At 65.4% G+C, this 25,499-nt stretch carries 21 protein-coding genes; 11 read left to right on the forward strand and 10 right to left on the reverse strand.

Translation table 11 applies throughout. From position 1 onward, the window contains the following. Window positions 1-20: 20 nt before the first annotated feature. From BMY53_RS13640 to BMY53_RS13655, 4 genes are read right to left on the reverse strand one after another with little or no spacing between them, the layout of a single operon-like run. Window positions 21-1,439: a replication-associated recombination protein A gene (locus tag BMY53_RS13640; RefSeq protein WP_092947023.1), complete on the reverse strand. Its 1,419-nt coding sequence runs from the start codon at window positions 1,437-1,439 to the stop codon at window positions 21-23. Window positions 1,440-1,443: 4 nt separating this feature from the next. After that, window positions 1,444-2,124, reverse strand: coding sequence for an outer membrane lipoprotein periplasmic chaperone LolA (lolA, locus tag BMY53_RS13645; protein ID WP_092947024.1), 681 nt, complete (start codon window positions 2,122-2,124; stop codon window positions 1,444-1,446). Window positions 2,125-2,163: 39 nt separating this feature from the next. After that, window positions 2,164-4,611 (reverse strand): DNA translocase FtsK, encoded by a 2,448-nt coding sequence (locus BMY53_RS13650; RefSeq protein WP_092947160.1) that lies wholly within the window; start codon window positions 4,609-4,611, stop codon window positions 2,164-2,166. Between the two features lie 58 nt (window positions 4,612-4,669). Next, the gene (locus BMY53_RS13655) at window positions 4,670-5,338 is read right to left on the reverse strand and encodes a Crp/Fnr family transcriptional regulator (RefSeq protein WP_092947025.1); all 669 of its coding nucleotides are present in this window, start codon (window positions 5,336-5,338) and stop codon (window positions 4,670-4,672) included. Window positions 5,339-5,508: 170 nt separating this feature from the next. Here BMY53_RS13655 and trxB point away from each other — a divergent pair, with 170 nt between their 5' ends. The 3 genes from trxB (at window position 5,509) to rpmG (ending at window position 7,147) form a co-directional block, all read left to right on the forward strand. Then, entirely contained in the window at window positions 5,509-6,459 is a 951-nt protein-coding gene (trxB, locus tag BMY53_RS13660; RefSeq protein ID WP_092947026.1) for a thioredoxin-disulfide reductase, read from the forward strand. 264 nt (window positions 6,460-6,723) lie between these two features. Beyond that, window positions 6,724-6,957, forward strand: coding sequence for a 50S ribosomal protein L28 (gene rpmB, locus BMY53_RS13665; RefSeq protein ID WP_058934742.1), 234 nt, complete (start codon window positions 6,724-6,726; stop codon window positions 6,955-6,957). Between the two features lie 19 nt (window positions 6,958-6,976). After that, the gene (gene rpmG, locus BMY53_RS13670) at window positions 6,977-7,147 is read left to right on the forward strand and encodes a 50S ribosomal protein L33 (protein ID WP_067273562.1); all 171 of its coding nucleotides are present in this window, start codon (window positions 6,977-6,979) and stop codon (window positions 7,145-7,147) included. A 115-nt stretch (window positions 7,148-7,262) separates the two neighbouring features. Here the strand turns inward: rpmG and BMY53_RS13675 are convergent, their stop codons facing one another. Together BMY53_RS13675 and acs are read right to left on the reverse strand one after the other, a co-directional pair. Further along, window positions 7,263-7,796, reverse strand: a complete 534-nt coding sequence (locus BMY53_RS13675) for a DUF3016 domain-containing protein (RefSeq protein WP_092947027.1) — start codon at window positions 7,794-7,796, stop codon at window positions 7,263-7,265. 62 nt (window positions 7,797-7,858) lie between these two features. Then, the gene (gene acs / locus BMY53_RS13680) at window positions 7,859-9,817 is read right to left on the reverse strand and encodes an acetate--CoA ligase (protein WP_092947028.1); all 1,959 of its coding nucleotides are present in this window, start codon (window positions 9,815-9,817) and stop codon (window positions 7,859-7,861) included. A 180-nt stretch (window positions 9,818-9,997) separates the two neighbouring features. Here acs and BMY53_RS13685 point away from each other — a divergent pair, with 180 nt between their 5' ends. Continuing rightward, complete coding sequence (locus tag BMY53_RS13685; RefSeq protein WP_092947029.1) at window positions 9,998-10,636, forward strand: TIGR00645 family protein; 639 nt, start codon at window positions 9,998-10,000, stop codon at window positions 10,634-10,636. A gap of 42 nt (window positions 10,637-10,678) precedes the next feature. Here BMY53_RS13685 and nhaA read toward each other — a convergent pair whose 3' ends face one another. Further along, a complete protein-coding gene (gene nhaA / locus BMY53_RS13690) occupies window positions 10,679-11,869 on the reverse strand; it encodes a Na+/H+ antiporter NhaA (protein WP_092947030.1) in 1,191 nt (396 codons plus the stop codon). 219 nt (window positions 11,870-12,088) lie between these two features. Here nhaA and BMY53_RS13695 point away from each other — a divergent pair, with 219 nt between their 5' ends. The 3 genes from BMY53_RS13695 (at window position 12,089) to BMY53_RS13705 (ending at window position 14,922) form a co-directional block, all read left to right on the forward strand. Continuing rightward, window positions 12,089-12,352 (forward strand): hypothetical protein, encoded by a 264-nt coding sequence (locus tag BMY53_RS13695; protein ID WP_092947031.1) that lies wholly within the window; start codon window positions 12,089-12,091, stop codon window positions 12,350-12,352. A 329-nt stretch (window positions 12,353-12,681) separates the two neighbouring features. Beyond that, window positions 12,682-12,885 (forward strand): hypothetical protein, encoded by a 204-nt coding sequence (locus BMY53_RS13700; protein WP_092947032.1) that lies wholly within the window; start codon window positions 12,682-12,684, stop codon window positions 12,883-12,885. Between the two features lie 495 nt (window positions 12,886-13,380). Next, complete coding sequence (locus BMY53_RS13705) at window positions 13,381-14,922, forward strand: fumarate hydratase (protein WP_092947033.1); 1,542 nt, start codon at window positions 13,381-13,383, stop codon at window positions 14,920-14,922. Window positions 14,923-15,044: 122 nt separating this feature from the next. Here BMY53_RS13705 and BMY53_RS13710 read toward each other — a convergent pair whose 3' ends face one another. Together BMY53_RS13710 and BMY53_RS13715 are read right to left on the reverse strand one after the other, a co-directional pair. Then, window positions 15,045-16,415, reverse strand: coding sequence for a mechanosensitive ion channel family protein (locus BMY53_RS13710; protein WP_092947034.1), 1,371 nt, complete (start codon window positions 16,413-16,415; stop codon window positions 15,045-15,047). 8 nt (window positions 16,416-16,423) lie between these two features. After that, window positions 16,424-17,377: a histone deacetylase family protein gene (locus BMY53_RS13715; RefSeq protein WP_092947035.1), complete on the reverse strand. Its 954-nt coding sequence runs from the start codon at window positions 17,375-17,377 to the stop codon at window positions 16,424-16,426. A gap of 104 nt (window positions 17,378-17,481) precedes the next feature. On the opposite strand from BMY53_RS13715, the gene BMY53_RS13720 reads away from it, so the two are divergent. The 4 genes from BMY53_RS13720 (at window position 17,482) to mltB (ending at window position 22,931) form a co-directional block, all read left to right on the forward strand. Beyond that, window positions 17,482-18,438, forward strand: a complete 957-nt coding sequence (locus BMY53_RS13720; protein ID WP_092947036.1) for an AAA family ATPase — start codon at window positions 17,482-17,484, stop codon at window positions 18,436-18,438. 43 nt (window positions 18,439-18,481) lie between these two features. After that, window positions 18,482-19,612, forward strand: a complete 1,131-nt coding sequence (locus BMY53_RS13725; RefSeq protein WP_092947037.1) for a DUF58 domain-containing protein — start codon at window positions 18,482-18,484, stop codon at window positions 19,610-19,612. Next, window positions 19,609-21,675, forward strand: coding sequence for a transglutaminase TgpA family protein (locus BMY53_RS13730; RefSeq protein WP_092947038.1), 2,067 nt, complete (start codon window positions 19,609-19,611; stop codon window positions 21,673-21,675). The genes BMY53_RS13725 and BMY53_RS13730 overlap by 4 nt, the downstream gene beginning before the upstream one ends. 74 nt (window positions 21,676-21,749) lie before the next feature. Continuing rightward, a complete protein-coding gene (mltB, locus tag BMY53_RS13735; RefSeq protein ID WP_092947039.1) occupies window positions 21,750-22,931 on the forward strand; it encodes a lytic murein transglycosylase B in 1,182 nt (393 codons plus the stop codon). On the opposite strand, the gene BMY53_RS13740 is transcribed toward mltB, so the two are convergent. Next, window positions 22,920-25,376 carry a DNA internalization-related competence protein ComEC/Rec2 gene (locus BMY53_RS13740; RefSeq protein ID WP_177200874.1) on the reverse strand — a complete coding sequence of 819 codons (2,457 nt, stop codon included), beginning with the start codon at window positions 25,374-25,376 and terminating at the stop codon, window positions 22,920-22,922. The genes mltB and BMY53_RS13740 overlap by 12 nt on opposite strands. Between the last annotated feature and the right edge of the window lie 123 nt (window positions 25,377-25,499).

Below are 25,499 nucleotides of genomic sequence, written 5' to 3' on the forward strand. Positions count from 1 at the left end.
GAGCGAGCTGCGGTCCCGCATCACGACGAGCGCGAGGCTCCCCGCGAACCGCGAGCGTCGCCCCCCTCTTCCTCATCACTCCCCGGCGCCTGGTCTCCCCGCGCCACCGCATCCTGCCGCCGGAGTTCGGCCATGCGGTCGCCGATCTTCAGCTCCAGGCCGCGCGGCACGGGTTGGTAGAAGCGCTGGTCTTCCAGCCCGTCCGGCAGGTATTGCTCGCCCGCCACATAGGCGCCTGGGAAGTCGTGCGCGTAGCGGTAGGCCTTGCCGTAACCCAGCTCCTTCATCAGGCGGGTGGGCGCATTGCGCAGGTGCACCGGCACAGGCCGCGAGCTGTCTTGCTTGATCAGCGCGCGCACCTCGTTGTAGGCGTTGTAGACCGCGTTGGACTTGGGCGCGATGGCCAGGTAGACCGCCGCCTGGGCCAGGGTGAGCTCGCCTTCGGGCGAGCCCAGCCGCTCGTAGGTTTCTGCGGCGTCCAGGCAGATCCGCAGTGCCCTCGGGTCCGCCAGGCCGATGTCTTCGCTGGCCATGCGGATCAGCCGCCGGGTGATGTAGCGCGCATCCACGCCACCATCGAGCATGCGCACCATCCAGTACAACGCCGCATCCGGATTGGAGCCCCGCACGGACTTGTGCAGCGCGGAGATGACGTCGTAGAACTGATCACCACCCTTGTCATAACGGCGCAACTGCTCGCCGAGTGTGCGCTCCAGCAGCGCCTCGTCGATCTCCGTGGTGCCGGCGGGCGTGAGCTGGGCCACAGTCTCCAGCGTGTTGAGCAGGCGGCGCGCGTCACCGTCTGCATAACCAATCAGCCGCTGGGCGGCGGGGTCGCTCAGCGGCGGGCTGTGCAGCGCTTCGCCGCCGCGTTGCAGCAGCTCGCGCATGTCCTGCTCGTCCAGGGCCTTCAGCACATGAACGGTGGCGCGGGACAACAGCGCGGAGTTGACCTCGAAGGACGGGTTCTCCGTCGTGGCGCCGATAAAGCTGAAGAGGCCCGACTCCACATGCGGCAGGAAGGCATCCTGCTGCGCCTTGTTGAAGCGGTGCACTTCATCGACAAACACGATCGTGCGCCGGCCCTGCCCCGAGGCGGCCAATGCCCGGTCCACCGCCTCGCGGATGTCCTTCACTCCGCCCAGCACGGCGGAGATGGCAATGAACTGGGCGTCGAAGAACTGGGCCATCAGGCGCGCCAGCGTGGTCTTGCCCACGCCCGGCGGCCCCCACAGGATCATGCTGTGGGGGCGGCCGCTTTCCAGCGCCACCCGCAGCGGCATGCCTTCACCCAGCAGATGACGCTGGCCCACCACCTCGTCCAGCTTGCGGGGGCGCAGCCGCTCGGGCAGCGGCGCATGGGCGCTGACCGGGGCGGCGGCGGCCGCAAGGCTGGGCGCCGGATCGAATTCATCCGGGAAGAGGGAGGCGTTGCTCATGCGCTTAGCGCTGCTCCATCACGTCCGTGCCGGCGGGTGGATCGAAGCGGAAACGATCGGGCGTCACCTTGGCATTGATCTGCACCGAGCTGAACTGCATCACCGAGCGCTGGCCGAAGGCATCCACGATCTCCAGCCCCACCAGCTCCCGGCCCCGGAAACCGAGGCGCAGGTTCTGCACGCCGCTGTCGCTGCGCTTGGGGGTGGCCAGCACCCATTCCACGCCCTGCTCCGCCGGCTGGGACTTGAGCGTGAAATCACGTGACATGTCGCCGCCCGCCAGCAGCGCCACCGGCGTGGTACCCAGCGCCTGGTCCATGTTGCGCACACTGGCCTGCGCCAGGTCGGGGTCATAGACCCAGACCTTCTTGCCATCACCCACGATCAGTTGTTCGGCCGGCTTGTCGTAGCTGAAGCGGAACTGGTTGGGCCGCTGGAATTCAAAGCTGCCAGTGGTGCTCTTCTTGCGCTTTCCGTCCGGCGCGGTCACCGTCTGGGTGAAGGCAGCGCGGCCGCTCTTGACCTCGGTAACAAACTGCTGAAGGGCCGTGACGCCGTCCGCGTGAGCCAGGGTCGCGGCGCCGAGCAAGGCGCCCCCAGCGACGGTGCGCGCCACGGCACGGGCCAGGCTGGGAGCCCGGTGGCCCGACCACAGGGAAAGCGGGAACAGATTCTTGAAGCGCATGGGGATCAGACTCGACAGATCGGATTCAGTCAGACGAGATCAATCGTCCCGCTTGGGAACAACGATGTCGCGGTTGCCATTGGTGGCCATCGAGGAAACGAGGCCGGATTTCTCCATCTGCTCCAGCAAACGGGCGGCCCGGTTGTAGCCAATGCGCAGATGGCGCTGCACCAGGGAGATGGACGCACGCTTGTGCTGCAGCACGATGGCCACTGCCTGGTCATACATGGGGTCGGACTCACCGTCGTCCCCCGCCGCCAGGCCCGGCAGGCCGTCGCCGCCACCACCGTCATCCAGCACCCCACCTTCAAGGATGCCCTCGATGTAGTTGGGCTGGCCGCCCTGCTCTTTCAGGTATTCGACCACGCGGTGCACTTCATCATCACTGACAAAGGCGCCGTGGACCCGCACCGGCAGGCCGGTACCGGAGGCCATGTAGAGCATGTCCCCCATGCCCAGCAGGGCCTCGGCGCCCATCTGATCAAGAATGGTGCGGCTGTCGATCTTGCTGCTGACCTGGAAGGACAGGCGGGTGGGAATGTTGGCCTTGATCAGGCCGGTGATCACATCCACCGACGGACGCTGCGTGGCCAGGATCAGGTGGATGCCGGCAGCACGGGCCTTCTGCGCCAGGCGGGCAATCAGCTCTTCGATCTTCTTGCCCACCACCATCATCAGGTCGGCCAGTTCGTCGATCACCACCACGATGTGAGGCAGGCGGTCCAATGGCTCAGGCTCTTCCGGCGTCAGGCTGAAGGGGTTGGGGATCTTTTCCTCGCGCTCATGCGCGTCGGCGATCTTCTTGTTGTAGCCCGCCAGGTTGCGCACGCCCATCTTGGACATGAGCTTGTAGCGCCGCTCCATTTCGCCCACACACCAGTTCAGCGCGTTGCCGGCCTGCTTCATGTCGGTCACGACCGGTGCGAGCAGGTGGGGGATGCCCTCGTAGACGCTCATTTCCAGCATCTTGGGGTCGATCAGGATCAGGCGCACATCCCGGGCCTCGGCCTTGTAGAGCAGGCTGAGGATCATGGCGTTGATACCCACCGACTTGCCCGAGCCGGTGGTGCCAGCCACCAGGCAGTGCGGCATCTTGCCCAGGTCCGCCACCACCGGCAGGCCGATGATGTCCTTGCCCAGGCCCATGGTCAGCGGGGAGGCGGCATCGGCATAAACCTGGGAGCCGAGAATTTCGGACAGGCGGATGGTCTGGCGCCGGGCATTGGGCAGCTCCAGCGCCATGAAATTCTTGCCCGGGATGGTCTCCACCACCCGGATGGAGGTCAGGCTCAGCGAGCGGGCCAGATCCTTGGCCAGGTTGACGATCTGCGAGCCCTTCACCCCAGTGGCCGGCTCGATCTCGTAGCGGGTGATGACCGGCCCGGGAGAAGCGGCCACCACGCGGACCTCGACACCGAAGTCCCGGAGCTTCTTCTCGATCATGCGGCTGGTCATTTCCAGCGACTCGGGCGTGACCGTTTCAATGCGCGGCGGTGGCGCGTCCAGCAGGTCGACCTGCGGCAGCTTGGTGTCGGCAGGGTCGACGAAGAGCGTCTGCTGACGTTCCTTGGCCACACGGGTGGACTTGGGCACCTCCACCACGGGCGGCTCGATGAGGATGGGCACATGCTCTTCCACGAGCACCTGGCGCTCCACCTCCACCACGGCATCACGTTCCCGCTTGGCGACCTTGCCGACGCGCTTGTCTTCTGCGATTTCACGCTTCACGACACGGCGCTCGCGCAGGCTTTCCAGCCAGGTGCCGATGTGCTCGGCCACCCGCAGCCACGAGAACTTGAGCGCCAGGGACACCCCCGCCACCAGCGCAGCGATCCACACCACGCCCGAGCCGGCAAAGCCCAGCAGCTTCATGCTCCAGGGCCCCAGCAGGTAGCCCAGCACGCCGCCGGCATGCCCGGGCAGATGCGACTCCCAGCCGTACAGGCGGGTCCATTCCAGGGAGCAACTGGCGGCCATCAGCAGCAGCACCCCACCCGCAGTGGGCAGGCGTTGCTGGAAGGTTGGCGCCGGGGAACCATCCGCGCGCAGCAAGCGCGCCAGACTGCCCAGCCAGCTGCGCAGCCCCACCAGCAGCAGCCACCAGCAGGAATAACCGAAACCAAACAGAAGCAGGTCGGAGATCCACGCGCCCAGCGTTCCCACGCGGTTTTGCGTCAGCGCCTGGCCGGCGGCCACGCTGAAGGCGTTGTCCGCCTTGTCGTGGCTGACCATGGCGAGCAGCACCAGGCACCACACCAGGCCACTGGCAAGCAGCCAGATGGGTGTGCGCAGCGGGCTGGCCGGGGCCGGCGGGGCGGGTGTGGCCTTGCGGGGCTTGCGGGCCTGACGCTCGGATGAACGCTCGGATGAACGCTCGGCGGAGCGTTCAGCACGCTCCGCCGCACGGTCAGCCGAACCTTCGGACGGACGATCAGACAGCTCAGCGGCGGCGTCTTCGCCGCCCAGCAGGGTACCGGGGAAACTCATGGTGCGATTGTGACGCAGCAAATCCCCGGAACCGCCGGGCAGGCCGCCCTGAACATGTTCAATCGTGTTGCAGGCGTTCCTTGATCACCACGGAGCCGTTCTCCAGGGTCTCGATCACACCCTTGTCCTCCAGGTCCTTCATGACCCGGCTGACCATTTCACGGGAGGCGCCGACCACCTTGGCCATGTCCTGGCGGGACACCTTGCCTCGAATGATCTTGACGCCCTTCTCTTCCTCGGCCATGTCCAGCAGCGTGCGAGCCACACGGCCATAGACATCCAGCAAGGCCAGGGATTCGATCTGACGGTCCGCATTGCGCAGGCGTGCCACCAGGCCACGCAGGATGCCGTAGGCGAGGCTGCTCGGCTCGGGCAGGCCGCGGGCGAAGTCCGCCCGGCCCAGCACCAGCATGTCGGTCTGGACTTCCGCCCGGACCGTGGCCGAATGCGGCTCGTTGTCGATGAGGCTCATTTCGCCCACATAGTCGCCGGGCTGCAACACCGCGAGGATGACCTCGCGCCCGCGGTTGTCCGCGGTCAGGACGCGGGCGCGTCCGTTGAGCAGGATAAACAAGGCATTGGATTTCGTGCCTTGCTCGACGATCAGCTCACCACGCTTGAAGCGCCGCTTGACGACACTGTCCGCAATGGACTGGGCCTGGTCGGCGGTCAGCAGGGAGAACAAGGGGACCCTGCGGATCAGATCCAGGTTGGACAACATGGCCATAAAGAGGCACCTCCTGTCGGGGTCTAGGGTCTATCTGGGACATTCCGGTTGCACCCATGAGGTGCAACCTAGAATGAATGCATTGTGCCAACTTGTTCTCGGGTGTTGATAGGGTGAAGGCCGTAGGCTGTCGCTCTTGTGCGTCCGACGTGCGTCCCCATCTTCTTTTCATGAGCCAAACTACACGCCACACCCAGCTGCTGATCCTGGGATCCGGCCCCGCCGGCTACACCGCCGCCGTCTACGCGGCGCGCGCCAACCTCAAGCCCTTGCTGGTGACCGGCATGGCCCAGGGCGGGCAGCTCATGACCACCACCGAGGTGGACAACTGGCCGGCCGACGTCATGGGCGTGCAGGGCCCGGAGCTGATGCAGCGCTTCCAGGAACATGCCGAGCGTTTCCAGACCGAGATCGTGTTTGACCACATCAACTCGGTGGATTTCAGCAAGCGCCCCTTCACGCTGGTGGGCGACAGCAACACCTACACGGCTGATGCCGTCATCATCGCCACGGGCGCCTCCGCGCAATACCTGGGCATCCCGTCCGAGACCGCCTTCTCCGGCCGCGGCGTGAGCGCCTGCGCCACCTGTGACGGCTTCTTCTACCGCGAGCAGGAAGTGTGCGTGGTGGGCGGCGGCAACACGGCGGTCGAGGAAGCGCTCTACCTGTCCAACATTGCCAGCAAGGTGCACCTGATCCACCGCCGTGACAAGTTCCGCGCCGAGCCCATCCTGGTGGACAAGCTGATGGACAAGGTACGCGCCGGCAAGATCGAATTGCACTTGTTCAGCACGCTGGATGAAGTGCTGGGCGACGCAAGCGGTGTCACCGGTATCCGGGTCAAGAGTACCCGGGACGACAGCACCGAGGAATTGAAGCTGCAGGGCGTGTTCATCGCCATCGGCCACCGCCCCAACACCGAGATCTTCCAGAACCAGATCGAGATGAAGGACGGCTACATCCGCACCCGCAGCGGCCTGGATGGTTTTGCCACCATGACCAGCGTGCCCGGCGTGTTTGCTGCTGGCGACGTGCAGGACCACATCTACCGCCAGGCCATCACCAGCGCCGGCACCGGCTGCATGGCCGCGCTGGACGCCCAGCGCTTCCTGGAAGAGTAAGCCGGCCGCTGGGCGGCAAACCGGCGCCAAGGGCTTTTCAGCATTTGGCGCCACGAGCGCGGCTGTGCTACAGTCGCGGTCTTTCCTTGGCTGACTCCTGTGAAGGGCTTCAGTTAAAGAAATGCGGCAGCTCAGGTACCAATTACCAGGTACCGAGCGGCCAGGGTTACCGCCACCCCTTCTGGCGAGGTGAGGCCGCCGTTCTTCCCTGAATCAAACCGGGTGAGTGAACGGTCGCTGTACGACAAGTATCGGAGTGTCCACATGGCACGCGTCTGCGAAGTCACGGGCAAGAAGCCCATGGTCGGGAACAACGTTTCCCACGCCAACAACAAAACCAAGCGCCGGTTCCTGCCGAACCTGCAATATCGTCGTTTCTGGGTCGAGAGCGAAAACCGTTGGGTCCGTCTGCGCATCAGCAACGCTGGCCTGCGCCTGATCGACAAGAACGGCATCGACGCCGTGCTGGCCGACCTGCGTGCTCGCGGTCAAGCCTAATCACTGAAGGAGCGACACCATGGCATCCAAAGGCGGACGCGAAAAGATCAAGCTGGAATCCACTGCCGGCACTGGTCATTTCTACACGACGAACAAGAACAAGAAGACCACGCCCCAAAAGCTGGAATTCATGAAGTTCGACCCGAAGGCACGCAAGCACGTGCTGTACAAGGAAACCAAGCTGAAGTAATTCAGCCCGTTCTCCCAACAAAAAACCCGCCGCTGGCGGGTTTTTTGTTGCCTGAACGCGAAGCTGCACAAGCTGAAGCTGAGGGGCGGCCCATCAGCCTGCCCATGGCGCGGTATCAAGGGCCTGTGCGCGCCAGACGATCCTTGTGCAGCAACTCCTTGGCCATCCAGTCATCCAGCAGTTTCTTTTCGAACCGGAAGGGCTCGCTGTCGAAATAGCGGTTCATCGAGCTCTGGTAGTTCATGTCGTTGATGACGGCCTTGCCCTCGCTGAGCACCTTGTCGTTCTCAGTGAGGGTGTAGGTGAACTCCATGCGTGGGATGGTGATCGAGCGCATCACCCGCACCCGATTGGCCGACACGCGCGGCTCCAGCTCCCCTGCCAGGTCGATGTCCGTGAACACGATCTTGAGCTGCTTGCCCGGCAACTCACGCCCGGCCTGCTGCTTGAGGTGTTCCTCGATCTGCTTCATGGCGTTGCGACGATCCCACTGCGTATCACCCAGGTCGGAGAACTTGTCAGGCTCCTTGAAGCTGACCTGCGCCTGCGCAAACACCGGCGACGATGCCAACGTTGCCGACCCAAGCAGCAAAGCGCACATCAAGCCCCACCTGCGCGGGGAGAACAAAGCGATGGAACGGCGGCTCATGTGGCGCTCCAGAAATTGAGGGGGCAGCGGAATTATGAGCCCACCCGAAGAATCGGGCAGCCTCAATACGCTTGCCCCAGTTGCTCCAGGATGGCCGGATTCTCCAGCGTGGACGTGTCCTGCGTGACCGTCTCCCCTTTGGCCACTGAACGCAGCAGGCGGCGCATGATCTTGCCGCTGCGGGTTTTGGGCAGGTTGTCGCCAAAGCGGATGTCCTTGGGCTTGGCGATCGGCCCGATCTCCTTGGCCACCCAGTCCCGCAATTGCTTGGCAATGGCCTTGGCTTCGTCACCACTCGGGCGGGGCCGCTTCAACACCACAAAGGCGCAGATCGCTTCGCCCGTCGTCTCGTCCGGGCGCCCCACCACCGCGGCCTCCGCCACCAGCTCCGTGCAGCTCACCAGCGCGGACTCGATCTCCATCGTGCCCATGCGGTGACCCGACACGTTCAGCACATCGTCAATGCGTCCGGTGATGGTGAAGTAACCGGTCTTTTCGTCACGAATAGCGCCATCACCCGCCAGGTAGTAGCCCTTGAGCTCCGGCGGGTAGTAGCTCTTCTTGAAACGCTCGGGATCACCATAAATGGTGCGAATCATCGACGGCCACGGCTTCTTCACCACCAGGATACCGCCCTGCCCGTTCGGCACGTCATGGCCGGTCTCATCCACGATGGCCGCAGCAATGCCGGGGAACGGCAGCGTGCAGGACCCGGGCACGAGCGGCGTGGCACCTGGCAGCGGTGTGATCATGTGGCCACCGGTTTCGGTCTGCCAGAAGGTGTCTACGATGGGGCAGCGGCCGCCACCCACGTTCAGGTGGTACCACTCCCAGGCCGCCGGGTTGATGGGCTCCCCCACGGACCCAAGGATACGCAGCGAACTCAGGTCGTAGTTCTTCGGGTGCACTGCGGCGTTGGTCTCTGCCGCCTTGATCAGCGAACGGATCGCCGTCGGTGCGGTGTAGAAGATGCTCACCTTGTGCTTCTGGATCATCTGCCAGAAGCGGCCCGCATCCGGATAGGTCGGGATACTTTCGAAAACGACTTCAGTGCCGCCCAGCGCCAGCGGGCCGTAGGTGATGTAGGTGTGTCCAGTCACCCAGCCAATGTCAGCGGTACACCAGAAGATGTCGCTGTCCTTGAGATCAAAGGTCCACTTGGTGGTCAGCGCCGCGTGCAGCAGGTAGCCGCCGGTACTGTGCTGCACCCCTTTGGGCTTGCCGGTGGAGCCCGATGTATAGAGCAGGAAGAGCGGATGCTCGGCTTCCACCCATTCCGGTTCGCTGGTGGTGGGCTGCGAGGCGACCACGTCGTGCAGCCACTCGTCGCGCCCTTGCACCCAGCCAATGGTGCCACCCGTGCGGCGATAGACGATGACCTGGCGGATGGTGGGGCAGCTGTTGTCGGCCAGCGCTTCGTCCACGATGCTCTTCAGCGCCAGCGACTTGCCGCCCCGCTGCTGCTCATCTGCCGTCAGCACCATGACCGCGCCAGCATCCTGCACCCGATCCCGCAGGGATTGGGCGGAGAAGCCGCCAAACACCACAGAATGGGTGGCACCGATTCGAGCGCATGCTTGCATGGCCACCACGCCCTCCACCGACATGGGCATGTAGATCACCACCCGGTCGCCCTTCTGGACACCGCGCTGCTTCAGCGCATTGGCCAGTTGGCTGGTCTTGGCCAGCAGCTCGGCATAGGTGACCCGCGTCACGGTGCCGTCGTCCGCCTCAAAAATGAGGGCAACGCGATCACCCCGCCCGGCCGCAACATGGCGGTCCAGGCAGTTGTAGCTGGCATTGAGCTTGCCGTCCTCGAACCACTTGAAGAAGGGGGCATCGCTGTCGTTGAGCACCTGGGTGAAAGGTTGCTTCCAGCTCAGCAGCTCGCGTGCGAGACGCGCCCAGTAGCCCTCGTAATCCGACTCAGCCTCCTTGCACAGTGCCTCGTAGGCGGCCATGCCGGATACGTGCGCGCCCTGGACGGCGGACGCCGGGGGGGTGTAGATCTTGTCGCTCATGCCTTTGTCTCCGTGCAGGCTGGATCGTGATTCGGTTTATCCGATGCGCCGCGACTTTGCGGTTTCACACTGACGATCGCCTTACTCTACCGAAGGCTTTGACTCACTAAAATTGCCCTTTTAGGGCGGTTCGCCGCTGAACGCCCATCGATATCAAGAACCCAGGAAAGCGCCCCTTACATGTCCGACCGCACGCCAGACCGAACGCCTGACCATACACCGCCCCAGTCCGCCAGGTTGGGCCTGTTCGCGGCCGTGATGTTTCACAGCCGCTGGCTGCAACTGCCGCTGTACCTGGGCCTCATCCTGGCGCAGGGTGTGTATGTGGTGCAGTTCTGGAGCGAGCTGATCCATTTGATCGAAGCCGCCTTCGGTAACGACCAGGCCCTGCAGTTGCTGGTCAAGAGCGTGGGTTACAAGGCCGAGATCCTGAAAGACGGGGGAGACCCCAAGCTGAATGAGACCATCGTCATGCTGGCCGTCCTGGGCTTGATCGACGTGGTGATGATCTCCAACCTGCTGATCATGGTGATCGTGGGGGGTTACGAGACCTTTGTCAGCCGCCTCAAGCTGGAAGGCCATCCGGACCAGCCAGAGTGGCTGGACCACGTCAACGCCTCCGTCCTGAAGGTCAAGCTGGCCACGGCCATCATCGGCATCTCGTCCATCCACCTGCTCAAGACCTTCATCAATGCCCAGAACATCGATGACAAGGTGCTGATCTGGCAGACGGTGATCCACCTGGCCTTCTTGCTCTCCGCACTGGCGATTGCCTATACGGACCGCCTGCTCTCACACGGGCCTTCGGACAAGCATTGAAGCCAGGCACTGGCGCTGAGCACTGACGCCAAATATTGAGGGTCAGGCGGCCTGGGAGGGCCGCCGCATCAGGATCAGCGTGCCGGCGATGCCGGACAGCAGCGAACCACCGAGCACACCCAGCTTCACATGCGTATCAAAGTCGGGCGGGAGGCCGGCAAAGGCCAGACCACCGATGAACAGGCTCATGGTGAAGCCGATGCCGCAAAGCACACAGACGCCGAAGAACTGCATCCAGTTCGCACCGCCCGGTTTGCTGGCCCACCCCAGGCGGATCATCAGCCAGGCGGTACCGAACACCCCCACCGCCTTGCCCAGCAGCAGACCCAGGGCGATACCCAGGGAGATCGGGTGCAGCACATCTGCCGGCGAGAGGCCGCGCAGGGACACCCCGGCGTTGGTGAAGGCAAATACCGGGAGGATCAGAAAGGCCACCCACGGGTGCAACCCGTGCTCCAGGCTCTCGGCAGGTGACTGCCCATGGCGGTCGAGTGACGGAATGAACAGGGCCGTTGCCACGCCAGCCAGGGTGGCATGCACACCGGACTTCAGCACACACAGCCACAGGGCCAGCCCGACGACGATATACACGTCCGCCCGCCCGACCCGGGCGCGGTTCAGCGCCAGCAACACCGCCAGGCAACCCGCCGCAGCGGCCAGCATGGCCAGCGACAGGTGGCTGGTATAGAAAAGCGCAATCACGACGATGGCCCCCAGGTCATCCATGATCGCCACGGCGGTCAGGAAGATCTTCAGCGAGACCGGCACCCGCCGCCCCAGCAGCATCACGATGCCGATGGCGAAGGCAATATCGGTCGCAGCAGGAATCGCCCACCCATGCAGGTTGACGCTGTTGTGCCAGTTGAAGGCGGCATAGATCAAGGCCGGGACGGCCATGCCTCCCAAGGCCGCCACGGCCGGCAACACCGCCTGGGAACGCTGGGCCAATTCGCCGCTGACGAATTCCCGCTTGATCTCCAGCCCGACCAGAAAGAAGAAGACGGCCATCCACAGGTCATTCACCCAGACGATCAACGGCTTGTCCAGCACCAGGGCGCCACGGCCGATGTTCAATTCACCCGGAATCTGCGTAAACGCGAGATAGGCCGGTGCCCAGGCCGAGTTGCTGAGGATGAGGGCGGCGATGGCGGCAAGCGCCAGCACGACACCTCCAGCGGATTCGCTGCCAAAGAAGCGTTTGAGGCCGGGTGTCAGGCGTGTGGTGGTCTGCATGGGAGTGGCCAGGGGCTTCAGTTCTGCAACTCGCCAGTACAGCAGTAACGAACCGAAACCGGGATGACTCAAAGACGGAGAAATCGTGCGGTAGGCTAACATTCTCTGCGAGAGGTCCACTGGACTTCGTTGTGCGTTGGCGTTCACCCGGGTAAGCCCTCGGCAAACCGGCTGCTAGCATCCGGGCCGCAACACCTACATTGATCGAGGGAGTTTTTCATGCGAGCCGTATTTGCTCTCGCCGTGCCGCTGCTGGCACTTGCCGCCTGTGCCGGCCCCAACCCCGCCAGCGATGGTCCGGACAACCAGCAGGTTGCCCAGGCCCGCCAGTGTGAGCGTGGCGAATCCCAGACGGGTTCCATGCTGGCCAAGAAGGTCTGCGGCCCTCCATTGAGTGAAGAAGAACGTCGTCGGCTGGCTGACGAAGCCGCCAACACGTTCAAGCCGACCCGCGGCGGGATCCCGGGCGGCGGGGGCAAATAGCAGCTGCCCAATGACGATCAACAAACCCGCCGCTGTGCGGGCTTGTTGGTGACAACTGGCCGGCTGTTTTCATATCCATCTATAACGGTGCCCCGGTTCCGTCGCACAGCGCACCGAAATTGCGCATCTCGCATCTAGAGTCTGGAAGATCAAGACGGGTGCGAGGTTGCCCAATGAGTTTGTGCTCGCAAAGGACATGCGTCCTGATTATGAGGGGCACAGTTGATTGCACCATCCACGACTATGCCGCTGCGCAAGTATCTGGGCGCACTGGAAGAACTCGGCCCGGACCCGACGCAAGTTCAACTGATTACCGTGGAAGCGAAGTAATGGCCGTCAAACTCATCTTCGCCGAATACAACATCCTCTGGGCTGCCATGAAACACTACGAGCAGCACCTGGAGCAAGTAGCCGCAACCACTGACGATGAAGACAAGCAACTCGACGTCAACGAGGACTTGATGAAGATGGAATACATGTTCAAGAATATCAAGCGTTCCGCCAAAGAAGACTGGGACATGGAATTCAAGTAGGGCGGGCTCAAGATTAAAGTGGGACATCCCACATCTTGTAAGGAGCCGCGCCAATGGGAATTCACTACTATCGCCTGAGTCAAACTGATCGCGTTGCCATCTAGCTGTTGCTTCAGTCCGGAGGCAGCCTTCGTCAGATCACAGACAAGCTCGGCTTCAGCCCCTCCACCATCTGTCGCGAAGGCATTCGTGGCAAGTCCTCCCTGACCGCGCTTCCCGACAGCTATCGCGCCGCCCCAGCTCAATCGCGGAGTCAAGAACGGCGTATCGCCACAGGTGACGCTCGCCGGAATCTCGGCACCAACTTCAAGCTGATCTACAGCACTTCGAAACGGAGAGCGGAAGCGATACGCCGTGGAACCCTTTCCGCTGGCAGGGCACATCTGCAAGAAGCCTCAGCAACCGTGCGAGAACCCGCCCCCGCCCCGCCCTGACGTGAGCAGGAGGCGTGGCACCTTGCGATAATGAGTGGTTGCCCCAGTGAGACAAGCAATCATGACCACCACGATCCGCTACGCCGATCTCGTCGAAAGCGTCGCCGCCGCCCTGCAGTACATCAGCTACTACCACCCGGCGGATTACATCCAGCATCTGGCGCGGGCCTATGAGCGCGAACAAAGCGCTGCCGCCAAGGACGCCATCGCCCAGATCCTGACCAATTCCAAGATGTGCGCGGAAGGCCGTCGTCCGATCTGCCAGGACACCGGCATCGTGAACGTCTTCCTGAAGATCGGCATGGACGTGCGCTTCGCGGACTTCCCCGGCTCCATTGACGACGCCGTCAATGAAGGCGTGCGCCGCGCCTACAACCACGCAGAAAACAAGCTGCGCGCCTCGGTGCTGTCCGATCCGATCTTCGATCGCAAGAACACCAAGGACAACACCCCCGCCGTCATCTCCATGCACCTGGTGCCCGGCAACACGGTGGATGTGATGGTCGCCGCCAAGGGCGGCGGCTCGGAAAACAAGAGCAAGTTCGTGATGATGAACCCCAGCGACAACCTGGTCGACTGGGTGCTCAAGACGGTGCCCACCATGGGCGCCGGCTGGTGCCCGCCCGGCATGCTTGGCCTGGGCGTCGGCGGCACCGCCGAAAAAGCGATGCTGATGGCCAAGGAAGCGTTGATGGAAGACATCGACATGTATGAGCTGCTGGCGCGCGGCCCCCAGAACAAGCTGGAGGAATTGCGCATCGAGCTCTACGAGAAGGTCAACGCGCTGGGTATCGGCGCGCAGGGCCTGGGCGGCCTGACCACGGTGCTGGACATCAAGATCAAGACCTACCCCACCCACGCCGCTTCCAAGCCCGTGGCGATGATCCCCAACTGCGCCGCCACCCGCCACGCCCACTTCGTGCTGGACGGCAGCGGTGCCGCCTACATCGACCCGCCCAGCCTGGATCTGTGGCCCGACGTCGAGTGGGCGCCGGACTACAACAAGAGCAAGCGCGTAGACCTGAACACGCTGACCAAGGAAGAAGTGGCCAGCTGGAAGCCGGGCGACACCCTGCTGCTCAACGGCAAGATGCTGACCGGCCGTGATGCCGCCCACAAGCGCATCCAGGACATGCTGGCCAAGGGTGAATCCCTGCCGGTGGACTTCACCAACCGCGTCATCTATTACGTCGGCCCGGTGGACCCCGTGCGCGATGAAGCGGTCGGCCCTGCCGGCCCCACCACCGCCACCCGCATGGACAAGTTCACCGACATGATGCTGGAGAAGACCGGCCTCATCGCGATGATCGGCAAGGCCGAGCGCGGCCCGGTGGCCATCGAGTCCATCCGCAAGCACCAGAGCGCCTACCTGATGGCCGTGGGCGGCTCCGCCTACTTGGTTTCCAAGGCAATCAAGACCGCCAAGGTGGTGGGCTTCGAAGACCTTGGCATGGAAGCCATCTACGAGTTCGACGTGGTGGACATGCCAGTCACCGTGGCGGTGGATGCCGGCGGCACCAGCGCCCACATCACCGGCCCGGCCGAGTGGAAGGAACGCATTGCCTCAGGCAAGGCCGTCGCCATTCCAGTGACGGCGGTCTGATACCGCGTTGATGCGGCATCCGGACCGCGAGATCTGCGAGATCCGGTGCCACTTTGAGCGTCCCCGCCAGCGGCCACCTTCGGGTGGCCGTTTTGCTTGGCGCCCGAGGGACGTGCCGGCCGTCAGCCCGTCACTCGCGGCGCGCCCCCACCTGTCCATGCAGGCGCGGGCGTGGCGTCCACGGTGCGCAGCACGCGCTGGGGGAACGGAATGTCGATGTTCAGCCGGTTCAGCAGCCGCAGGATGGCCAGGTTCACATCCGACTTGACCCCGCCCTGCCCGTTGTGCGGATCGGAAATCCAGAACGAGCAAGTCAGCTCCAACCCATCCGACGCAAAGTTGCTCAGGTTCACACTGGGCGCAGGCTCGCTCAGCACACGCCGCACCTGCTTCATGTCAGCCACCAGTTGCGGGAATAGCGCGTCCAGGTCGGTGCCGTAGGCCACCTGCACCACGGTGCTGATCAGCACCTGCGGGTCAGCCAGTGACAGGTTCTCCACCCGGTTGGTGATCAGGGTCTCGTTGGGCACGATGGCCTCGCGCCCGCCGAGCGCGCGGATGACGGTGTAGCGGGTCTTGATGTCGCTGATGCGCCCTTCGAAGTTGTCGATCTTGACCATGTCCCCGATCCGCAAGGAGCGTTCCGCCAGGATCATGAAGCCCGACACATAGTTCGCCGCAATCTTCTGCAGGCCGAAACCCAGGCCCACGCCCACCGCGCCGCCCAGCCAGGACAAGGCACTCAGATCCAGGCCGAAGGTCTTGAAGGCCACCAGTGCGCCCGCCAGCAGTAGTACCGTGCGGATGATGTTGACGGCGATCTTGCGCATGGAGAGGTCAATGGCCTTGCCCCGCAGCAGGCGGGACTCCACCACCGACGACAGCCACAGCACCACGATCATCACCAGGCCCACCCACAGCACGTCGCCCAGCACATCCGCCAGGCTGGGCACCTTCGTGCCGCTGCCCTTCATGAACTTGACCTGAACGTGATCCAGTTCGTCCAGCACCACGGGCAGCACCCCGATGATCCAGAGGATGGAGCCCCCCCACGCTACCCACGAGACGCTGCGCTCCAGCAGCCGCGTGCCGATGGAATGGGGAAAGGCCGCCCGCAGCACGCGGGCCACGAAACGGATGATCACCAGGGACATCAGCACCGGAATCACCAGCCGCAGCAGCGCCACCGGCTGGTCCAGCACCGGCATCAGCCGCCGGGCGGCAAAGGCCAGCAAGAGCGCCAGCACCGGGAACAGCAAGCCGTCGAACACCCGACGCCCCAGCAGCACCGACTTGTGCCCTTCCGGCTGCGGAAAGTGCCGGCTGATGCGGTAGACGATCAGCCATGCCAACCCGAGGCAGGCCACCAGCAGCCCCAGCTCGATGAAGGCGGTGGGTTGGGTGAGCGAAGCCAGCAGGGTCTTCAGCTCGTTCAGGCTCAGGGTGTGGCTTAGCGTTTGGCTCAGGGAGGGGGAATTCAGTTCAGCACTCATCAGTCAAGTCAAAGTCCGGCGAGCGCACGCAGATGTGCGCCCACGCTGCGTCCGAGGGCGCTGAGGTGGTAGCCGCCCTCCAGGCAGGAAACGATGCGGCCCTTGGCGTGGCGCCTGGCCACATCCATGATCCGCAGCGTGATCCATTCATAGTCTGCTTCCACCAGGCCCAGCTGAGCCAGCTCGTCCTCGCGGTGAGCATCGAAACCCGCAGAGACAAAGATCATCTGCGGCTTGAACCGTTCCAGGGCCGGCATCCAGAGCGCTTCGATCATCTCGCGAACCTCCGGCCCACGGGTGTAGGGCGGCACCGGCACATTCAGCATGTTGGGCCCCAGCGGATCATTGCCACTATAGGGGTAGAGCGGGTCCTGGAAGATGCTGACCATCAAGACCCGGTCATCATTGGCCAGGATGTCTTCAGTGCCATTGCCGTGGTGCACATCGAAGTCCACCACCGCCACCCGGTCCAGCCCTCGCACATCCAGGGCATGGCGCGCGGCCACCGCCACGTTGTTGAAAAAGCAAAAACCCATGGCCTGGTCGCGGGTGGCGTGGTGGCCGGGTGGGCGTACCGCGCAGAAGGCGTTCTCCGCGCGGCCGTCCATCACGAGGTCCGTCGCCATGACGGCAGCGCCAGCCGCGCGCAAGGCGGCCGCCCAAGTGTGACCATTGGCAAAAGTGTCGGGGTCCAGCGCCTTGGGCGCCACGCCCTCGCCGCGGGCGGCCTGCTGCTCCAGCGCCTCGAGCGTGGCCCGCATCTCCGCCACATAACGGGCGGAGTGAGCACGCTCCAGGCAGGCCAGCTCCGCCTTGGGCGCGTCATGCCGGTCCAGCGCGGCATCCATGCCGTGGGAGATCAGCCAGTCCTCGATCGCATCCAGCCGTTGCGGACATTCCGGATGCCCCCCACCCATGTCATGACGGTGGCAGTCCTGGTGGCTGAGGTAGGCAGTTGACATCTCTCTATGACTTCGCTGTATGACGTCGCTGTATGACGTCGCTGTGTGACGTCCCTGAAACCGCTCCGTTTTTGCGCGCTCCGATTTTGCGATATGGTGCTGTGATGGACTCCGAAGCAACCACGACGCTCACGTCTCGACCGCTGGCCGACCTGCGCCGGCAGATTAGCACGATCATCAAGGGCAAGGAGGCCCAGACGGAGGACTGTTTGGCCTGCCTGCTGGCGGGTGGCCATCTGCTCATCGAGGATCTACCCGGCGTCGGCAAGACCACGCTGGCCCATGTGCTGTCCATTTCACTGGGGCTGCAGTTTTCCCGCGTTCAGTTCACCACGGACCTGATGCCGTCCGATCTGCTGGGTGTCAGCGTGTACAACCCGGCCGCTGTTGCCACCGGCGCCTCCGCCTTCCAGTTCCATCGTGGACCCGTCTTCAGCCAGGTGTTGCTGGCCGACGAGATCAACCGCGCCGGCCCCAAAACGCAAAGTGCCTTGCTGGAAGCGATGGAGGAATACCAGGTCAGCGTGGACGGGGTCACGCATCCCCTGCCCCTGCCGTTCTTCGTCATCGCGACCCAGAACCCCAGCGAGCAGTTGGGCACCCACCCGCTGCCGGAATCCCAGCTGGACCGCTTCCTGATGTGCATCAGCCTGGGCTACCCGGACCGTCAGTCCGAACGCGAGCTGCTGATGGGCCAGGACAGCCGTGAGCTGCTGCGCCAGCTCAAGCCGGTGATGACACCGGAACAGTTGCAGGCCCTGCAGCGCGAGGTGTTGAAGATCCATGTGGCGCCCTCCTTGCTGGACTATCTGCAGGCGTTGCTGGAAGCCACCCGCAGTGGTGAATGGTTCCAGGAAGGCCTGAGCCCGCGCGCGGGCCTGGCGCTGCTGCGCGCCGCCCGGGCCAAGGCGCTGCTGAGTGGCCGCGACTACGTCTCCCCGGACGACCTGCAGGCCATCCTGCCGCAGACCATCGCGCACCGCCTGCGTCCGCGCGGCGGCAGTGCCCGGGGCGCCCGCGAGCAGGTGCGCGCCATGATGGCCGCGGTGCCGCTGCCCTGAGCAGCGGGCCGGCCACACTGCACCGACCACGGCACAGACGCGCATGCTCCGACGACTGAAGCTCGCTTCCTTGCGCGGCACCTCCGGGGACGGCGCGGCCGCCCCTGCGGCGGCTCCGACCTCGGCCGCTGCCCCGGCCCTCGTTTCTGCCATCACCCCGCCACGCCGCGCCTGGCGCTGGCCGTGGCAGAACCGCTGGGACGCCTGGTGGCAGGCCCGCCACCCCCGCAGCGACACCACCTCGCTGGTCCAGCGCAACATCTACATCCTGCCCAGCCGGCCGGGCATGGCGTTCTGTGCCACCTTGCTCCTGCTGCTGCTGGCTTCCATCAATGACCAGCTCAGCCTGGGCTACCTGCTGACCTTTCTGTTGGCGGGCGCCGGGCTGGCCTCCATGCACAGCACCCACGGCAACCTGCGGGGGCTGAAGCTTGACCTCAAGACACCCGCCCCCGCCTTCGCCGGCCAGGCGTTGGTGCTGGATGTGCGGTTGCACAACACCGGCAAGGCTCGTTACGGCATCGGCCTGCGGCTGCCGGAGGGACGTTACGCCGACACCGCGTTCACCGACGTGCCGGCCGGCGGCCATGCGCAACTGCAACTGCAGGTCAGTTTCCCGGCACGGGGCCGCCATCTGTTGCCGGTGCTGCGCATCGAGTCGCGGTTCCCGTTGGGGCTTTTTGGGGCCTGGAGCCTGTGGCGGCCCGCCGCCGTGGCCTGGGTCTATCCCGCCCCCGAGATCGATGCGCCAGCCACGGCCGCCAGTGAGGAAGGCCTGCCCCAAGGCCAGGGCCAGCCCGGGCTGGGAGACGACCCCGGCCTGCGTCCTTACCGCCACGGCGATTCGCCGCGACAGATTCTCTGGAAGAAATCCGCCATGGCGCTCGCGCAGCCACAACCACCCTCCGGCGGGATCAACAGCGGCGCCGCGCCCCTGCTGGTGCGTGAACGCCTGGGCAGTCGCGCCAGCGAGCAATGGCTGGATCTGGCCGCCACCCGGGGCCTGCCTTTTGAAGCACGCCTGTCCCGCCTGGCCGCCTGGGTGCAGCGCGCCGAAGACGCCGGGCTGCCCTATGGGTTGCGCCTGGGCGACCGTGCGGTCGACCCCGACCTGGGTACGGACCACTACCGCGTCTGCATGGAAGCGCTGACGCTGCTGGAGGACCGGCCATGAGCAGCGTCCTGCGCACCGCTGTCAGCGGGCGTTCGCGGGTGCGAAGCCCTTTGCCGCGTGAAGCGCGGGACACCCTGTTCCTGCTCGCCATCATCGCCGCCACCCTCATACCGCATGCCGACCACCTGCCCTGGTGGTGCAGTGCCGTCACGGCCGCGGTGCTGGCCTGGCGCGCCCACATGGCCTGGCGCAGTGCCGCCCTGCCCGGGCGCTGGACCCTGGTGGCCGCGTTGGCGCTGATCATGACGCTGACCTGGATCACCCACCGCACGCTGCTGGGCCGCGAGGCCGGCATCACCATGCTGGCCATGCTGATGGCGCTGAAGACGCTGGAGTTGCGGGCGCGCCGGGATGCGTTCGTGGTGTTTTTCCTGGGCTTCTTCCTGGTGCTGACGCAGTTCCTCTATTCACAGGCGCTGCTGACGGCGCTGTGGACCCTGCTGTGCGTCTGGGGCTTGCTGTCCGCGCTGGTGCTGGCGCAGATGCCGCAGGGCGTGCCCAGCCTCCGGCTGGCTGCCCGCATTGCAGCACGCAACACCGCCTACGGCCTGCCGGTGATGCTGGTTCTGTTCATGCTGTTTCCCCGCCTGCCGCCGCTGTGGGGCCTGCCCAAGGACGCAGGCGCGCGCACCGGCTTGTCCGACACGATGGAGTTCGGCTCCTTTGCGGACGTGGCGATGGACGACTCCATTGCCATGCGGCTTCAGTTCAAAGGCCCCCCGCCGCCGCAATCCCAGCTCTATTTCCGCGCACAGGTGCTGTCGCGCTTCGACGGACGCACCTGGACCGCCGCGCGAGGCTACTGGAGCAGCAGCCACAAGGACGTCCAACTGACCGGGCCGGTCTACCGCTTCCAGGTGACGATGGAGCCGTTGCGGGTGACCGTGCTGCCCATGCTCGAGTTCAGCCCGCCGCCGCCGGACGACCGTCTGCGGGTGGGCGACATGGCGCTGGTGCGCGGCGGCCAGGGCCAATGGGTGGCACCGCGGGCCGTTACCGAGCGGCTGCGTTTTGATTACGAGGCCTGGCCACGGGCCAGTTGGGGCATGGAGCAGTCGCGGGGGCTGACGCAGCAGGAGTTGCAACTGCCCCCCAACCTCAACCCACGCGCCGTAGCCCTGGGCGCCACGCTGCGCCAACGCTATGCGGAGCAGGACGAAGCGGCGCGGGCGACATCGATCAGCACCGACCTGCTCCGCCAGATCCGTACCAACGGCTACACCTACACGCTGACCCCCGGCGTCTATGGTGAAAACACGCCTGACGCCATCGATGAGTTCTGGTTCGATCGCAAGCTGGGCTTCTGCGAGCACTTCGCCGCAGCCTATGTCGTGATGATGCGTGCGGCGGGTGTACCGGCCCGCGTCGTCACCGGTTTCCAGGGCGCCGACCCGGAATTGCAAGACGGCGCCATGGTAGTCCGCATGGGCCAGGCGCACGCCTGGGCTGAATACTGGACCCAGAGCCGCGGCTGGCAGCGCGTGGACCCCACGGCGGCCGTGGCACCGGACCGGGTCCAGGGCCGCCGCTTGCGCCAGCCGCCAGGTGCCATTGCCGGTGTGTTCGATACCGTCAGCCCGGGCACCCTGGAACGCATGCGCCAAGCCTGGGAATCGATCAACAACCAATGGCAGCAACAGGTGTTGAATTTCTCCGGCGGCGAGCAGATGGATCTTCTGAAGCGGCTGGGTTTCGACGACCCCAACTGGGCGCTGCTGGTCCAGATGGGCGGTCTGCTGCTGGCGGGCGGCGCGGTGGTCGGGGCCGGTGTGGCCGCCTGGCAGCGCCGGCCCCATGACCCGTGGTCGCGCCAGCGAGCCCGCCTGCGCCGCGCCCTGGATGGCCTGGGCCTGTCCACCGCCGACCATGAAACCCCACGCCAATGGGCCCAGCAGTTGCAGGCCCGGCACGGCGCAGCCGCTCAACCGCTGGTGAACGCCCTGTTGCAACTGGATGCCCAACGCTATCGACAGGATCGCCTGGTGGGCACGTCACAATGGCAACAAGGTTTCCTGGCGGCCTGCGAGTCGCTCCGGCAGCAACTCGCCACCCAGGCGCGTTGACGACGCTTTTTTCATTTGACATGGGCCGCTGCTGTTGCGCAAGAGCGGTGTCCGACTGAACTCTGGCTGTTTGCATGACCCTCCGCCGCCGCTCCCTCCTTCAAGCCTCGCTGGCCGCCGCCCTGCCCGCCCTGGGGGGTGTGGCCACGGCGGCAGAGGCCGCCACAGCCGGCAAGAAGAAGCCATTGAAGGCACGCTCACCCGCACGCACCGCAGCCGCCGCTCCCGCCTTCGGTGAGCGTGCCGACCTGATGCAGTTTGCGGACGAGCAGGCTTCCGCGCTGGGCTATGAAGCGCAGGCGCTGCGAAACCTGCTGGCGCAGGCCCGTGTGCAGGCCTCGGTGCAGCGCCTCATCCTGCCGGGCTCGCCCGGCCAGTCCAAGGACTGGGGTGCCTACCGCCAGCGCTTCATCGAACCGCAACGCCTGCAGGCCGGCCTGGCCTTCTGGGCCGCCAACGAGGCGGACCTGACACGGGCGGAAGCCACCTTCGGTGTCCCGGCCCAGATCATCGCGGCCATCATCGGGGTGGAGACCTTCTACGGCCGCATCATGGGGGGCTACCGGGTGCTGGATGCGCTCACCACGCTGGCCTTCGACTACCCCTCGCCACTGCCTCCCGGTGCCCGAGATCGCAGCGGCTACTTCCGGCAAGAGCTGGGCCAGTTCCTGCTGCTGGCGCGGGAAAACGGCCTGGACCCGCTGGGCATGAAAGGCTCGTACGCCGGTGCCATGGGCTGGGGCCAATTCATGCCGGGCAGTTGGCGCCGCTTCGCGGTTGACTTCGACCGCGACGGGCATGTGGACCTGATCAACAGCCCGGTGGACGCCATCGGCTCGGTGGCGCACTTCCTGCGCGAACACGGCTGGCAGCCTGGCCTGCCGACGCATTACGCCGTCCAGGCGCCGGTGGACACGGCCGCACGTGCGCAGCTGCTGATCTCGGATGTCCTACCGCAATTGGACGTCAACCAGTTCCTGGCGGCAGGCGCCGATCTGAGTGTCGAGGGCCTGGGGCACGTCGGCCCGCTGGCGTTGATCGAGCTGCAGATGGGCAGCGCCTCACCTGTGTATGTGGCGGGCACCAAGAATTTCTATGTCGTCACGCGCTACAACCAAAGCAGCTACTACGCCATGGCGGTGATCGAATTTGCCAACACGCTGGCGAGCTGGCGCAAGGCGGGTCAGGCAGCCACGCCACCAACAGGTCCTTCACCAACAGGTCCTTCAACGTCAGCAACCGGCTCAGCTTCCTGAGCCGGGCCGCACGGCCTCTTCCGTGCGCGGCGCGGGCAAGCGCGTGCGCGGCGCGGGCAACCCTGTGCTCGGCGCGGCAAACCCCGTGCTCGGCGCGGCCAACCAATACCGCCTGCGAACCATGCGCTCGCATCCGGCGACGGGGATCTGATCAGCCTCCTGGCTGCGCCACATCCATGCGCCGCACCCCACACTGTTGATCACCTCCGCACCCACCTGCCGATATCGCTCCACCACCTCGGCTCGCGGATGGCCGAAGCGATTCAGATACCCGGACTGCACCACGGCGACGGCCGGCCAGGTCGCCGCTACAAAGGCGGGACTGGAGGAGGTTCGGCTGCCGTGATGCGGCACGATGAGCACATCCGTCGCCGATCCTGCCGCCCCTTCCAAAGCAAGCAGCCGTGCCTCCTGGGCCGATTCGATGTCGCCAGTGAGCAGCACGCGCTTCCCATGCGCCTCGACGCGAAGGACGCATGAGGCGCCGTTGCGCGTCAGGTCACGCCACAGCCCGGCGGGCGGCCACAGCACATCGAAACGAACACCATCCCATACCCACTGCTGCCCACGTTCGCAGGGACGGCCCTGTGGCACGGCACCGAAGCGGTGGGTGACCGCCAGGCCCTTGAGCAAGCTGGCCGTGCCACCGGCATGGTCCTGGTCTGCATGGCTGACCATCAGCAGGTCGATGCGCCGCTCACCCAGGCCGCGAAGCAGCGGCAGCAACACCCGGTCCCCCGCGTCCGCGTCCTGCCCCCACCCGGGGCCGGCATCAAACACCAGCGTGTAGCGATGCGTTCGCAACACGGCTGCACCGCCCTGCCCCACATCCGGCAGCCGCAATTCGACCTCGCCCGGCGGTGGGCGAGTGACCGCCGGCCACAACAGCGGCAGGCACAGACCCAGCCCGGCCAGCCGCAGTGCCCATCCCCAGGGAATCGTGGCGGCCAGGCCGCCCACCAGCCCCAGCCCCTGGGCCCATGCCGGCGCCCAGGGCAAATACCAGACGGCGCCGGACGCTTGCTGCAGCCACTCCAGCAGCAGATTCAGCCCGGCCACCAACCAGGCCCCTGCCGTCCACAACGGTGACCAGAAGATCCCCAGCAAAGCCAGCGGGGTGATGGCGTAAGAGACCAGCGGAATGGCCACGGCATTGGCCACCAACCCCACCAGGGACAGTTGCTGGAACAGCAAGAGCGTCAATGGTGCCAGGCCGATGGTGATGACCCATTGCGATTGCAGGCCTGCCAGCAGTGCACGCTGCCATACCGCCCTGGCCGATCGCGCAGAGGCCACATCAGCATCGAGCGCGCCCGGGCCCCGGGCCTTGGCGCGACGGGGTCCTGCGGGCGCCGATCCCGCCGTGGTCATCCCGCCGGAGGCCATCAGCAATGCCACCGCACCGAACGAGAGCCAGAAACCGGGCTGCGTGGGCGCCCAGGGGTCCACCAGCACAACGGCCAGTGCGGCCACCGCGAGACTCATGGACCAGGGCCACTGCACCCGGCACTGCCGCAGCAACGCCAGGATCAGGAGCAGCCCGAAGGTCCGCTGCGCCGGTACGCCCCAGCCGGAGAACAAGGCATACAGCCCGGCCGCCAGGCTGCCCGCCCACAGCGCCGCATGCGGCGCGGGCCAACGCAGGCACAGGCTCGCACTTCGACGCCAGCACCAGCCCGCCACACCGCCGGCGAGCCAGGCAAACATGGTGACGTGCAGGCCGCTCACCGAGAGCAAATGCGCCACGCCCGTGTCCCGGTACAGCGCCCAGTCCGCCGGCCGCACGGCACCCTGGTCCCCCAGACTGAGCGCAGCCAGCACACCCGCGCCTCGGCGGTCGGCAACCCCCTGCTCGATGGATTCGCGAAACGCCTGCCGCCAGGCATCGATGCGCCACCCACTCCCTTGGGCAAGCCGTTGCTGCCCCCGGCTGCTGCAGGTGCCGGTGGCCGGAATGTTCTGAGAGAGCATCCACAGGGCGCTGTCGCCCCCCTGCGGATTCATCAGGCCATGGGGCCGCCGCCATTTCACCGAGAGCGCCCAGGCGTCGCCGACACGTGGCGGCATGGGCATGCCATAACAGGACAACAGCGCCCGCGGCGGCAGGTCTTGCGCCACGGACGGGCGCACCTGGAATTCGAAGCGCCACCCCTCGGTGCTGCCAAAACCAACGAGCCGTTGCGGCAGGGAATCCACCCGCCCTTGCACCGCCACCACCTGCCCCTCCAGTACGGCGGGCAGCAGCTCGGCCATGCGGATCTGCGCCCGATGCGCGCACCAGGCCAGTCCCAGCAATGCCACCAGCACCGCCCCAAGCGCCCAATGTCTGAGCTTCCACAGACACAGCAGCAGGATCGCCACCACGGTGACCAACCCCATCCATTCGATGTTGGACGGAAGACGGGGCAGCCCATGGACCACCGACACGCCGATCAGCGGCGACACCAGCACAGCCGTCCAGCACCACGCAGGCGTGGCGCGACGAACGACGCCGGGGGCGGCAGCGTCAGTGGGAAGCTTTGCTTGACGGTGTTCGTGACGGTGTTCGCGAGGGATCATGCAGGCCCA

The sequence above is a fragment of the Roseateles sp. YR242 genome, assembly GCF_900109745.1.
Classification (GTDB): Bacteria; Pseudomonadota; Gammaproteobacteria; order Burkholderiales; family Burkholderiaceae_C; genus Roseateles.